Origin of the sequence: Flavobacterium sp. IB48 (assembly GCF_016405855.1) — a bacterium.
Classification (GTDB): Bacteria; Bacteroidota; Bacteroidia; order Flavobacteriales; family Flavobacteriaceae; genus Flavobacterium; species Flavobacterium ginsengisoli.
This window is the reverse complement of record NZ_JAEFCA010000001.1, coordinates 693,385-707,626: the sequence shown is the minus strand read 5'-3', so window position 1 is coordinate 707,626 and position 14,242 is coordinate 693,385. Positions and strand designations below refer to the sequence as shown.

Here is a 14,242-nt window from a genome sequence, read left to right as displayed (position 1 = left end):
GGGATTAACGAAAGTTAATCCCTCTTTTTAATGTTTCGAGTTTCAGATTGCTTGAAGGTGCAACCTGAAACAAGAATAAACTATATGTTAGCAGCTAACCAGTCACCAACTTCTTTAGTACCGTATGCTTTACCGCCATTCGCTAAATCTTCGGTAACTACTCCAGCTTCTAAAGCTTTGTTTACAGCATCTCTCATTGCTTTTCCTTCTTCCATTAATCCGAAGTTTTCGAACATCATAGCAGCAGACAAAACAGTAGCCATTGGGTTAGCGATGTTTAATCCTGTAGCTTGCGGATATGAGCCATGAATAGGCTCAAATAAAGACACTTCAGCTCCCATAGATGCAGAAGGCATTAATCCCATTGAGCCAGAAATTACAGAAGCTTCGTCTGTTAAAATATCTCCAAATAAGTTTTCAGTAATTAATACATCATAAGAGTTTGGCCATTGAACTAAACGCATTGCTACAGCATCAACAAATTCGTAGCTAACTTCAACCTCTGGATAATCTTTTTCCATTGCCTGAACTGTTTCTCTCCATAAACGTGAAGTTTCCAAAACGTTTGCTTTATCAACGCAACATAATTTTTTAGAACGTGTCATGGCTAATTCAAAACCTTTTTTAGCTAAACGCTGTACTTCGGCTCTTGTATAAACACAGTTGTCGTAAGCAGTATCTCCGTTATCTTTTCTTCCTTTTTCACCAAAGTAAATTCCGCCAGTTAATTCTCTTAAGAAAACTAAATCAGTTCCTTCGATTCTTTCTCTTTTTAAAGGAGATTTATCTAATAAAGAAGGGAATGTAAAAGTTGGTCTTACGTTTGCAAACAAACCTAATGCTTTACGCATTTTTAACAGACCTTGTTCTGGACGGACTGGCGCAGAAGGATCGTTATCGTATTTTGGGTGTCCGATTGCTCCAAAAAGAACGGCATCAGCATTTTTACAAACTTCGTGTGTTGAATCTGGATATGGTTCTCCTACTGCATCAATTGCAGCTGCTCCAGTTAAAGCTGGTTTCCAAGTTATTTCATGTCCAAATTTTTGTGCAATTGCATCCGATACTTTTACTGCTTGATCGATTACTTCTGGTCCGATTCCGTCTCCGGCTAAAAGGGCTATGTTTAATTTCATTCTATATTTTTTAAAAGGTTCTAAGGTTCTGAGTTGCTAAGGTTCTAAGTTTTTCTTCTTAGTGGCTTAGTTTTTTTAAAAGGTTCTAAGGCTTTGAGTTGCTAAGGTTCTAAGGTTAAAGAAAAATCTTAGAACCTCAGAACCTTAGTCTCTTAGCGCCTTAGGTAATTATATTAAGCATTTTCTGTGTTGCAATAATCGCTGCAACGGTTTGATCTGAATCTAGTCCGCGGGTTTTAAATTCTTTTCCGTTGTTAACCCATGTGATAATGGTTTCGCACAACGCATCAGAACTACTTCCTGGCGGGATTCTTACGGCATAATCGATTAACTTTGGAAGCGTCAGTTTCTTGCTTTTGTAAATTTTAGATAAAGCATTCATAAAAGCATCAAACTGACCGTCTCCTTGTGCATTTTCTTCGATTATTTCTCCGTTTAAATTTAAAGATAAAGTCGTAGATGGGCGCATTCCTTTAGAATGAACCAGCATATAAGAGTTTATGGTAATTTTTTCTTCGTAAGTGTGGCTGTCCAAAACATCAGAAATAATGTATGGCAGATCTTCCTTGGTTACGGTTTCTTTTTTGTCGCCCAATTCGATAATTCTTTGGGTAACCAATTTCAAATCTTCGTTGTTTAATTTTAATCCTAGTTCCTGAAGATTTTTTTCGATATTGGCTTTTCCTGAAGTTTTTCCTAGAGCGTATTTTCTTTTTCTTCCAAAACGTTCTGGAAGAAGATCATTAAAATAAAGATTGTTTTTATTGTCTCCGTCAGCATGAATTCCAGCTGTTTGTGTGAAAACATTGTCGCCTACAATTGGTTTGTTGGCAGGAATTCTGTAGCCTGTAAAAGTTTCCACCAATTTGCTTACAGAATACAATGAAGTTTCTTTTACGTTGATGTTTACTTGTGGCAAATAGTCATTAATTACAGCAACCGTGCTTTCAAGAGGTGCATTTCCAGCACGTTCTCCCATTCCGTTTACCGTTACGTGAAGTCCGTTGATTCCCGCTTTTACGGCTTCCATGACATTGGCAATGCTTAAGTCGTAGTCATTGTGTGCATGGAAATCAAAGTGAATTTGCGAATATTTTGCTCTGATTTTTGAAATAAACTCAAAAGTTAGAGACGGGATTAAAACACCTAAAGTATCTGGAAGTAAAACTCTTTTGATTGGCTGAGTTGCTAAGAAATCCAGAAACTGAAAAACATAATCTTGAGAATTTCGCATTCCGTTGCTCCAATCTTCTAGATAAACATTGGTTTCAATGTTGTTTTCTCTAGCTAAAGCAATGATTTGAGCAATTTCTGAAAAGTGTTGTTCTGGAGTTTTTTTTAACTGATGTGTTAAGTGATTCATTGAGCCTTTGGTCAATAAATTTTGCACTTTTGCACCCGCTTTTTTCATCCAGTCAATTGAAACACCACCGTCAACAAACGTCAGAACTTCAATTCTGTCAATGTAGCCACGTTCTTCAGCCCATGAAGTAATGCCTTTTACGGCCTGAAATTCTCCTTCGCTCACGCGGGCAGAAGCAATTTCGATTCTATCAATATTTAATTCCTCCAACAACAATTGCGCAATGGTTAGTTTTTCTGCAGCAGAAAATGAAACTCCTGATGTTTGTTCACCATCACGAAGTGTCGTATCCATTATTTCAATTTTTCTTTTTTCCATTATTATATTGTTAGCTTTTGCAATAAGCCAAATGCTTACTATTTTATTTTTTTGTTATTAGAACTAGGCCTGTTGACCAGCACATTTTTGTCAATTGAATGTCTTTTCTTCCTTCAAGATTTTGAATAAGGATTTCGACATTTTTCTAATGATTTTCTGGCCAGTTGGGTTGTGGTAACATATCATCAATTAAATAAATTCCGCCAGGATTTAATAATTGTAATGTTTCTTCTAAAACAGCATATTTCCCAGGCCAGGCATCAGCAAAAATCAAATCAAACTTTAAATCTTTATAATTTAAAATCCATTTTTCTGCATCTTCACAGACAAATGAAACATTTGGTTTTTGGAAATATTTTTTAGCAATATCTTGATATTCTGCTGTATTATCAATTGAAATCAAGTTTGAGTTTTCTCCCAGTCCCTCAATCAACCATGCAAGAGATAATCCAGTTCCAGTTCCTAACTCTAAAAAATGACCGTCTTTTTTTGTGGCAACCAATGTTCTAAGAAAACTTCCTGTTTGAAGATCAGAAGGCATTGAAAACGAAATTTTCTCAGAATCACTTTTGATTTCCGAATAAAATTTTGGTAAAACAATGCTGTTGTCGTTCATTTTTTTGGAAGTATTTTTATTTAACTTATAAAGACCCGACAGGTTTCAAAAACCTGTCGGGTCTCATAGGACTGAACCTGATTTTTTAGTAAGGAAGTTTATCAGCAAAAGCCTTAATATCTTCTTTCATATCTTGTAAATAATCAATATCATCAAAACCATTAATCATATTGTTCTTTTTGTATCCGTTGATAGCAAAAGATTCTTGCTCGCCAGTTGACAATAAAGTAATAGTTTGGTCAGGAAGATTGATTTCTAATTCTGTTTTAGGATCAGCTTCGATTGCTTTGAAAATATTTTCCAAAAATTCTGGGCTGATTTGTACTGGCAAAACACCAATATTCAAACAGTTTCCTTTGAAGATATCAGCAAAGAAACTAGAAACTACAGCACGGAATCCGTAATCGTAAACTGCCCAAGCAGCGTGCTCTCTAGAAGATCCAGAACCGAAGTTTTTTCCTCCTACAAGGATTTTTCCGCTGTAAGTTGGGTTATTTAAAACGAAATCTGCTTTTGGAGTATCGTCTCCGTTATATCTCCAGTCTCTAAAAAGGTTGTCTCCAAAACCTTCACGTTTTGTAGCTTTTAAGAAACGAGCTGGAATGATTTGATCTGTATCTACGTTCTCAATTGGCAACGGAACTCCGCTGCTAGTAAGTATATTAAATTTATCGTATGCCATTTTAATTTTAGATTTTGGATTTTAGATTTTAGATTTTCTGAAATTGAGAATCTATATTAAACCTAAAAGCAATTTTATTGAATTTTTGAAATTGTCATTGACTAGAACAGCTCTCTAGGGTCAGTTAATTTTCCAGTAACTGCCGCCGCTGCCGCCATAATTGGAGAAGCTAAAAGCGTTCTTGAACCAGGACCTTGACGGCCTTCAAAGTTTCTGTTTGAAGTACTTACTGCATATTTACCAGCAGGAACTTTATCATCGTTCATTGCTAAACAAGCAGAACAACCCGGCTGACGTAATACAAACCCAGCTTCAGTCAAGATATCTAAAATTCCTTCTTCTTTAATCTGCGCTTCAACAACGTGAGAACCCGGAACTAACCAAGCCGTAACATTATCTGCTTTTTTTCTTCCTTTTACAATTTCAGCAAAAGCTCTAAAATCTTCAATACGTCCGTTTGTACAACTTCCTAAGAACACATAATCGATTTGTTTTCCGATCATTACGTCATCTTCGTTGAAGCCCATGTAAGCCAAAGATTTTTTGTAAGTTTCCTCACCGCCTTCAACTTGGTTTGCACTTGGGATATGTTTTGTGATACCAATTCCCATTCCTGGGTTTGTACCATAAGTAATCATTGGTTCGATGTCTTCAGCTTTGATGTTTAATTCAGCATCAAATACTGCATCAGCATCAGTTTTTAGCGTTTTCCAGTATTCAACAGCTTTAGTCCAAGCTTCTCCTTTTGGAGCATAAAGTCTTCCTTCTAAGAAATCAAAAGTAGTTTGGTCAGGAGCAATCATTCCTCCACGAGCACCCATTTCGATACTTAAGTTACAAACTGTCATACGGCCTTCCATAGTCATGTTTTCGAATACATCACCAGCATATTCAACAAAATATCCTGTTCCTCCAGAAGTAGTTAATTGAGCAATAATATAAAGTGCAACGTCTTTTGGACCAACACCTTTGCTTAATTTACCGTTTACGTTAATACGCATTTTCTTTGGTTTAGGCTGCATAATACATTGAGTAGAAAGCACCATTTCAACCTCAGATGTTCCGATACCAAAAGCAATAGCTCCAAAAGCACCGTGAGTAGACGTATGCGAATCTCCACATACAATAGTAGCACCTGGCAAAGTAATTCCGTTTTCAGGACCTACTACGTGTACAATTCCATTTTTTTGGTGACCTAATCCCCAGTGCGAAATTCCGTATTCGTTTGCATTGTCTTCAAGTGCCTGAAGCTGATTAGCAGAAAGTGGATCTTGTACTGGTAAATGTTGGTTTATGGTTGGTGTATTGTGGTCTGCAGTTGCAAAAGTACGTTGTGGGTATAAAACGTTAACGCCTCTTGATTTTAATCCTAAAAAAGCAACAGGACTCGTAACTTCATGAATGAAATGGCGGTCAATAAAAAACACATCTGGCCCATCTTCAATTTTACGCACAACATGTGAATCCCATACTTTGTCAAATAATGTCTTACTCATTTTTTATTTTTTTAAATTGTAATTTCTATAACCACAGCAATTTCCTGTTCATTATAATAGCAAAACAAAAGTAAAAAAAGATAAAAAAGCGTCAATTTCAATATTTCATTATATACGATACCCAAACTAATTTCCAAATTGCGAAACCGCTTTTTGGCATTAAATTTTGAAAGAAAAATGATGAAGAAACTAATTTACTTTTTCTTTTTTAGCTTTAATTTTCCTTGTTTGTTTTTTGTTTTAATAGTTTGTAAATTTATCTTAAAATCACTATAAAATATAAGGATTTAATTGAAAAAATCTAACAAATTAGATAAAAATAGTAATAATTGTTAGTTTTAAAATCTTTGTAAAAAGCATGTTTTTTAGGTTTTTTGCAGCTTTTAAAGGAGTTTTTCGGACGTTATTTAGATTCAATAAAACATCAAAATACTACGACATCCAAGAAGTGTATTTTTTTAAAATTTTATGATTTTTTGAAGCAGAAATTGATTTTTTGAGAGCAGTATTTTTAAAGATTAATTCAATGAATTTTTAAATTCTAATGGAGTAAGACTGGTTTTCTTTTTGAATAATTTACTAAATGACTGAGGATACTCAAAACCTAATTGATAAGCAATTTCTGCTACTGAAAGATTGGTCGTAATCAAGAAATCTTTTGATTTTTCTATTAATTTCGAATGAATATGCTGTTGCGCATTTAATCCAGTTAAATTACGAAGCATATCGCTGAGATAATGACTCGAAACATTAATCTGTGAAGCCAGAAATTCTACTGTTGGCAATCCTTTTTTCAAAGTTTCTGCATTGCTAATGTAGTTGTCCAAAGTTTCTTCAACTTTTAATAATAAATCGTTACTGATGGTTTTTCTGGTAATAAATTGGCGTTTGTAAAAACGATTGCTGTAATTCAAGAGAACATCAATGTAAGAAACGATCACATCCTGACTCATTTCATCAATTGCGGTATTGAGTTCGTTTTCTATGCTTTGTAATAATCCAATAATAATTGTTTTTTCACTGTCTGAAAGGTGCAGAGCTTCATTGGTATCATAAGAAAAGAAGCCATATTTTTTGATGCTTTTTCCTAAAGGATAATTACGAATAAAATCAGGATGAAATAAAAGTGTATAACCGCCATATTCAACGCCTTCTTCATTTTCAGTAAAAATTAATTGAGTTGGGGAAGCAAACATAAGTCCGCCTTCGTTGAAATCATAATAGCCTTGACCGTAGCCCATTTTTCCTTTGGTAGAAAACTTATAAGAGATCTTATAAAAATCAAGTAAAAAGGCATGATTCGCTAAATCTTCGTTGATGACCAATTGTGTATTGTCTACCAAACTCACCATCGGATGAAGCGGTTTTGGAAGTTGAAGCAGATCGTGAAACTGAGATATAGAAGAGATTTTTTCTGGATTATTGTTTTTTCTTTCCATGATATAAAAGTATGAAAATTTGATAGACTAAAATCAGCTTCGGAGAAGCGAAATATTTATAGAAATCATGTTTATTATTGAGAACAAAGCTCCAGCTGAGCGACATATTCACTGCGATAAATATTTCGCTCCGCTGGAGCTCTTTTGTATCTGGATTATTGAATTTCTATACATAATTTTGCTCCGTTGGAGCGTAATAAAAGAATGTTCAATATTTTGGATAGTTTTATTAGAAATAATTATTCTCCAAAGAATTGTTTTCCAAATTCGGTACGAAAAGTTTCTGCGCCTAATTCTAATCTTTGTTTGTAAAGCGCTTTTGCATCTTCGCCAGCAACATATCTTAATTGATTTTTACCGTCGGTTGCGGCTTCATAAACCACATCGGCAATTTGTTCTGGAGTTGATGCCATTTCAAACATCGTGTCAACACTTGCAAACATGCTGTTGGTCATCGCTTCGTATTCAGATTTTGTCGCCGTATCAAGAGAACCGTGTAAAAACTCAGTTTTAATTCCGCCTGGTGAAACGGTTTTAATATGTACTCCGAAAGGATTTAATTCGTAAGCCATACTTTCACTCCAGCCTTCTAATCCCCATTTTGTTGCGTGATAGATTGATCCTAAAGGAAAAGCGATCAATCCACCGATAGAAGTCGTTGAAATGAATAAACCGTTTTTTCTTTCTCTGAAATACGGAATGAATGCATTTGTAACTCTGATTACTCCCAATAAATTAGTATTTAATTGTTTTGTGATTTGATCATCTGTTAAACTTTCCAAAGGGCCAATTAATCCATAACCAGCATTGTTGAAAACGATATCAATGTCGCTTAATTTAAGTGCTTTTTCCACAGTAGTTTGAATTTGATCGTAGTTGGTAACGTCTAAAGGTAAAAGCGTTACATTTTTTAATTGAGAAAGTTCTGTTTCTTTTTCAGGAGTTCTCATGGTTGCAATTACATTCCATCCTTTTTCGTGGAATAATTTTGCTGTTGCTTTTCCTAAACCTGATGATGCACCTGTGATAAAAATTGTTTTCATGATTATTATTTTTTAATTGTTATAATTTGATGAAGCAAAGTTCAGGATACAGTAAAGCTTAAAAGTGTTCATTTTGGTTTAATGAGTATCCAAAATGAATAATTGAAGTTTTTAAGAGAAAATAAATGATTTTTTAAGGTTTTTGTCGCTCTTTCATAATCATGTTAAAAATGCTTTTGTTAACAACTTTAGCTTCTTTATTTCTCTAAAAAAAGCGTAAATTTGAATTCCTCCGATTTTTCATTTCACATTTTGTTATGTTTCATGTTGTCAATGTTTTGCAATATGTAAGATTTGGAATTTTGGACATCAAAATTTGACTTTTACAACTCTATGTATTTAATATTCGATACCGAAACAACCGGATTACCAAAACGCTGGGATGCCCCAATAACCGATTCTGATAACTGGCCTCGCTGTATACAGATTGCGTGGCAACTTCATGACGAAATGGGACAGCTTATCGAGCATCAGGATTATTTGGTAAAACCAGAAGGATTTAATATTCCGTATGATGCCGAGCGTATTCACGGAATTTCAACCGAATTGGCTGAAGCCGATGGAATCACTTTGGCCGAAGTTTTAGAGAAATTCAATATCGCTTTAAGCAAAACCAAATTTATCGTTGGACAGAATTTAGGTTTCGACGTTAATATTATGGGAGCCGAATTCCATAGAATGGGAGTGGAGTCTCAAATGGCTTCAATGCCGGTTTTGGATACTTGTACCGAAGTTACGGCTTCGTTATTACAGCTTCCTGGAGGTCGTGGAGGGAAATTCAAACTTCCAACTTTGACCGAATTACACAGCTATCTTTTCGATCAGCCATTCGCGGAAGCGCACAACGCAACTGCCGACGTTGAGGCAACGACGCGTTGTTTCTTGGAATTGGTTAGAAGAGAGGTTTTTACAAAAGAAGAATTAGACGTTCCTAAAGAATATTTCAGAGAATTTCAGGAAAGAAATTTTGAGCCATTTAAGTTAATTGGTCTAAAACACATCAACTTAAAAGCGGCTTCTGATAAAATCAGAGAACAGCTTAAAGCTTTAGCTGGAGAAGGTCAACAGACCGTTGTTTCAGATGAAGATAAAGCTGATTTTAAAGCAGCAAAATTTGCGCATTTGCATAATCATACACAGTTCTCGGTTCTGCAATCGACTATCGGAGTTGGAAATATTGTAGCTGCCGCAGCTAAAAACGGAATGCCAGCCGTGGCCATGACAGATACAGGAAACATGATGGGGGCTTTCCATTTTGTGAGTGCTGTTATGAACCATAACAAAGCAGCATCTGGAAAAAATAAAGCATTAGTTGAAGCAGGAGAAGAACCAACAGAAACCGAAGTAAAACCAATTGTAGGTTGCGAATTTAATATCTGTGAGAACCATTTAGATAAAAGCAAAAAAGACAACGGTTATCAGGTTGTTTTGATGGCTAAAAACAAAGCTGGATATCACAACTTAGCCAAAATGGCTTCGATTGCGTATACTGATGGATTTTATTATGTTCCGAGAATTGACAGAAAGATCGTTGAGCAATACAAAGGCGATATCATGGTTTTGTCTGGGAATTTATATGGAGAAATTCCGAGTAAAATCTTAAATATTGGAGAAAACCAAGCAGAAGAAGCTTTAATTTGGTGGAAAGAACAATTCGGCGAAGATTTCTACTTAGAAGTAATGCGTCACAATCAGGAAGATGAAAATCGTGTCAACAAAACCTTGATTGAGTTCTCTCAAAAACACAATGTCAAATTAATTGCGACTAACAATACCTATTATTTAAATAAAGAAGATGCCAATGCACACGACATTTTATTGTGTGTAAAAGACGGTGAAAAACAAGCAACACCTATTGGACGTGGTCGTGGTTACCGCTACGGACTTCCAAATCAGGAATACTACTTCAAGTCGCAAGACGAGATGAAAAAGCTTTTTGCTGATTTGCCAGAAGCGATTATCAATATTCAGGAAATTATTGATAAGGTTGAAGGATATTCATTGTATCGAGATGTATTACTTCCGAAATTCGAAATCCCCGACGAATTTATGGTTCCCGAAGATGAAGAAGACGGTGGTGTACGTGGAGAAAATAAATACTTGAGACATCTTACTATGGAAGGTGCCAAAAGAAGATATGGAGAAATTACGGAATCAATTCAGGAACGTTTGGATTTTGAGTTAATGACGATTTCAAACTCAGGTTATCCGGGTTATTTCTTGATTGTACAGGATTTCATCGCGGAAGCAAGAAAAATGGACGTTTCGGTTGGTCCGGGTCGTGGTTCTGCAGCGGGTTCTGCCGTTGCATATTGTCTCGGAATTACAAACATTGACCCAATTAAATATGACTTACTTTTTGAGCGTTTCCTAAATCCTGACCGTGTATCGATGCCCGATATTGATATCGACTTTGATGACGAAGGTCGTGGACGTGTAATGGAATACGTAATCAATAAATACGGTCAAAAACAGGTTGCGCAGATTATCACTTATGGTAAAATGGCAACCAAATCGGCGATTCGTGATACGGCGCGTGTATTGGATTTACCTTTATTTGAAGCTGATAGAATCGCAAAACTGATTCCGGGAATGATGCCGTCAAAATGGAATTTGGCGCGTTTTATTTCGGAGAGTGAAGAGGAAGTCAAAAAAGCCCTTCGTTCGGACGAATTTGATAATGTAAAAGAATTAATTGCGATTGCCAATGAAGATGACTTGGCGGGAGAAACCATTCAGCAGGCAAAAATCCTTGAAGGATCGATGCGTAACACTGGAATTCACGCCTGCGGGGTTATTATTACGCCGTCGGATATTACGAATTACGTTCCTGTAACAACAGCAAAAGATTCGGATTTATATGTAACACAGTTTGATAACTCGGTTGCAGAAAGTGCCGGATTGCTGAAAATGGACTTCTTGGGTCTGAAGACTCTTACGCTGATAAAAGATACCGTAAAATTGGTAAAGTATAGAACAGGAATCGAACTAGATCCTGATACTTTCCCAATCGATGACGAAGAAACGTATGCGCTTTTCCAAAGAGGTGAAACCGTTGGAATCTTCCAATACGAGTCACCTGGGATGCAGAAATACATGAAAGACCTTAAGCCAACGGTTTTTGGAGATTTAATTGCCATGAATGCATTGTATCGTCCGGGACCTTTGGAGTATATTCCGTCTTTCGTTCGAAGAAAAAATGGCGATGAGGAAATTAAATACGATTTAGATGCCTGTGCGGAATATCTTTCTGAAACCTACGGTATCACGGTTTACCAAGAACAGGTAATGCTTTTGTCTCAGTCTTTGGCAGGATTTACAAAAGGTGAGGCCGACGTTTTACGTAAAGCGATGGGTAAGAAACAAAAAGACGTACTAGATAAAATGAAGCCAAAGTTTGTTGAACAAGCAGCAGCAAAAGGTCACGATGCAAAGGTTCTGGAGAAAATCTGGAAAGACTGGGAAGCTTTTGCGAGTTATGCCTTCAACAAATCGCACTCTACTTGTTATGCCTGGATTGCGTACCAAACGGCTTATTTGAAAGCGCATTATCCTGCGGAATATATGGCAGCGGTACTTTCAAATAACATGAACGATATCAAACAAGTTTCGTTCTTCATGGAAGAATGTAAACGTATGGGATTACAAGTTCTTGGACCAGACGTAAACGAATCGTACTATAAATTTACTGTAAACGATGATTATGCAGTTCGTTTCGGAATGGGAGCGATCAAAGGAGTTGGATCTGGAGCAGTAGAAACCATTGTTGAAAACAGAAAAGACGGAAGATATAAATCGATTTTTGATTTGGCAAAACGAATTGATTTGCGTGCAGCTAACAAAAAAGCGATTGAAAATTTAGCATTGGCTGGAGGTTTTGATTCATTTGAAGGAACAACCAGAGCGCAATATTTCCACGACGATGGTGACGGAATTACTTTTTACGAAAAGGCAATGCGCTACGGATCTAAATTTCAAGAAAATGAAAACTCTTCGCAAGTAAGTTTGTTCGGAGAAGCTAGTGAAGTTCAAATTGCCGAACCAGTTGTACCGCCATGTGAAGATTGGAGTACAATGGAGAAACTGGCAAAAGAAAAAGAAGTTGTTGGAATCTATATTTCTGGACATCCGCTTGATGATTTCAGATTTGAAATGAAATACTTCTGTAATGCTCGATTAGAAGCGTTAAAGAGTATGAATGAATATGTTGGAAAGAATTTACATTTTGCCGGAATTATCAATAATGTGCAGCATCGTGTTGCCAAAAACGGAAAAGGTTGGGCAGCATTCAACTTAGAAGGTTATGATGAAAGTTACGAGTTTAAGATTTTTGGTGAAGAATATTTGAAGTTCCGCCATTTCTTAATTCAGAACAATTTTGCCTTTTTGAAAATAATGATCAAAGACGGATGGGTAAATCACGATACTGGTAAGAAATCCGATCCAAGAATGCAGTTTGTTGAGATTCGACAATTGCAGGATATCTTGGAGGCTTTTGCTAAAAAGCTAATTTTATTGCTAAATATTAAAGATCTTCATCCTGAGTTTATTCATAAACTGAGTCATTTGTTCAATGAAAATAAAGGAGATAATTCTGTGACTTTTGAAATCATGGAATTAGAAAAAATAAAAAAACTGGTTGAGGTAGAAACTCCAACAGATTTTGAAGACTCAGAAGATGGCGTTTTTGAAGCTGATAATGAGAGTGAAGATGCCGCAATGGAGGATACAAAAATCCAAGAAGTAAATGAGGTTGAAGAGATAAAAGTAGTGACCAAATTGAGTATGCCAAGTCGCCGTTTGAAGGTTAAAATTTCCACTGAATTATTGCAGGAATTGGAGAAAATGCAGATTAATTTTAAATTGAACTAAAAATTTAACAGTTAAATTTTAAACACATGTTAATTTTTTATGTTAAAAATATGCATGCATAATAGTTTTTTAGTAATATTGTCCAAAATTACAACGTTTTCGTTCCGAGTCTAACTTTACAAATTGTAAGAATGTGTTAAAATATTCTAAGTTTGTATAAATCAATAAATCAAAATTATGAAAAAGAACCTATTTTTATTAGGATTATTAGTTTGCTCAATGGCAACAATGGCGCAGACAGAAAAAGCGGACAAACCAGAAACATGGTACTTCAAATTAGGAGGATCATATTTCAATCAAACTGCTTCAACTGAGTTTCCAACTGTAGGTGGAAATGCTGCATTGGATAGAACTTATGTAGGAGGAAAATTAGTTTCTGAAAAAAGTATTACAGGTTCTTTTGGACAAGGTTTCAGAACTGGAATAACTGCGGGATACCGTTTTTCAACTCGTATAGGAGTAGAGCTTGGGGTTAACTATTACACTAGCCACGACAAAACAATGGCTCAAACAACTTCTGATCAGCCTTACATTCCAACATCTGCAACAACAGGTATTTATAATTTTAAATCAGTTGGTCAAATTACAGCTTTTGATATTGCGCCTGCAATTGTAATGTTTTTAGGAGAATCTAACGGATTTGAACCTTATACAAAAGTTGGGGTTTTAGTTCCAATTCATGGAGATTTAGAAATTAAAACAGATGCTGTTGCTCCAGTTGGAGTTAATCCAGGTACTGGTGCTCCAGTTTTTGGAAATGTTCACAGTGTTGATAAAGTAAAACCAAACCCAACAATTGGATTCACTGCTGCTGTAGGTACAACTTATAAGTTAACTTCACACCTTTCTGCTTTTGCAGAATTAGAATACCGTAATTTTACCGTTCACGGAAAAACAAAAGAAACGACTGATTTTACAGTTAACGGAAATGATGCGTTAGCTAGTAGAACTACAGCGCAAATTCACACAAATTATAGAGATAGTTTGAATGTTAATTCAAATAACGCTGCAACTAATCCAAACGGAGTTGATTCAACAAAAGCAATGGATGAGTTAAGCTCTTATGTTGGAATTTCTGGTTTAGGATTAACATTAGGTATCAAATACAGCCTATAATTTTCCATTTTTTTTATAGTTTACAGTTTAAAAAAGAGGATATTCGAAAGAATATCCTCTTTTTTTGTCTTTAGATTCTTTTATGAGTTGCCTCTAGCTTTAGCTCGTGGTTATTGAGATTGATGAGAATAAAAAAGGCTTTAGCCCAACTATTAGTTTGG

At 35.7% G+C, this 14,242-nt stretch carries 9 protein-coding genes; 2 read left to right on the top strand and 7 right to left on the bottom strand.

What is annotated here, in order from left to right:
• Nucleotides 1–80: 80 nt before the first annotated feature.
• From leuB to JC605_RS03055, 7 genes are all read right to left on the bottom strand, one after another.
• A complete protein-coding gene (gene leuB / locus JC605_RS03085) occupies nt 81–1,136 on the bottom strand; it encodes a 3-isopropylmalate dehydrogenase (RefSeq protein ID WP_198854820.1) in 1,056 nt (351 codons plus the stop codon).
• A gap of 160 nt (nt 1,137–1,296) precedes the next feature.
• On the bottom strand, nt 1,297–2,817 hold the full coding sequence (locus JC605_RS03080; RefSeq protein ID WP_198854819.1) for an alpha-isopropylmalate synthase regulatory domain-containing protein: 1,521 nt from the start codon (nt 2,815–2,817) through the stop codon (nt 1,297–1,299).
• Nucleotides 2,818–2,962: 145 nt separating this feature from the next.
• Nucleotides 2,963–3,433, bottom strand: a complete 471-nt coding sequence (locus JC605_RS03075) for an O-methyltransferase (protein WP_233074018.1) — start codon at nt 3,431–3,433, stop codon at nt 2,963–2,965.
• A gap of 85 nt (nt 3,434–3,518) precedes the next feature.
• Entirely contained in the window at nt 3,519–4,115 is a 597-nt protein-coding gene (gene leuD, locus JC605_RS03070; protein ID WP_198854818.1) for a 3-isopropylmalate dehydratase small subunit, read from the bottom strand.
• A 101-nt stretch (nt 4,116–4,216) separates the two neighbouring features.
• Nucleotides 4,217–5,611 carry a 3-isopropylmalate dehydratase large subunit gene (leuC, locus tag JC605_RS03065; RefSeq protein WP_179003913.1) on the bottom strand — a complete coding sequence of 465 codons (1,395 nt, stop codon included), beginning with the start codon at nt 5,609–5,611 and terminating at the stop codon, nt 4,217–4,219.
• A 518-nt stretch (nt 5,612–6,129) separates the two neighbouring features.
• The gene (locus tag JC605_RS03060; protein WP_198854817.1) at nt 6,130–7,050 is read right to left on the bottom strand and encodes an AraC family transcriptional regulator; all 921 of its coding nucleotides are present in this window, start codon (nt 7,048–7,050) and stop codon (nt 6,130–6,132) included.
• A gap of 239 nt (nt 7,051–7,289) precedes the next feature.
• On the bottom strand, nt 7,290–8,093 hold the full coding sequence (locus JC605_RS03055) for an SDR family oxidoreductase (protein WP_198854816.1): 804 nt from the start codon (nt 8,091–8,093) through the stop codon (nt 7,290–7,292).
• Between the two features lie 333 nt (nt 8,094–8,426).
• Here JC605_RS03055 and dnaE point away from each other — a divergent pair, with 333 nt between their 5' ends.
• Both dnaE and JC605_RS03045 read left to right on the top strand, forming a co-directional pair.
• Nucleotides 8,427–12,965, top strand: coding sequence for a DNA polymerase III subunit alpha (gene dnaE, locus JC605_RS03050; RefSeq protein WP_198854815.1), 4,539 nt, complete (start codon nt 8,427–8,429; stop codon nt 12,963–12,965).
• 177 nt (nt 12,966–13,142) lie between these two features.
• A complete protein-coding gene (locus JC605_RS03045; RefSeq protein WP_198854814.1) occupies nt 13,143–14,081 on the top strand; it encodes an outer membrane beta-barrel protein in 939 nt (312 codons plus the stop codon).
• Nucleotides 14,082–14,242: the final 161 nt, after the last annotated feature.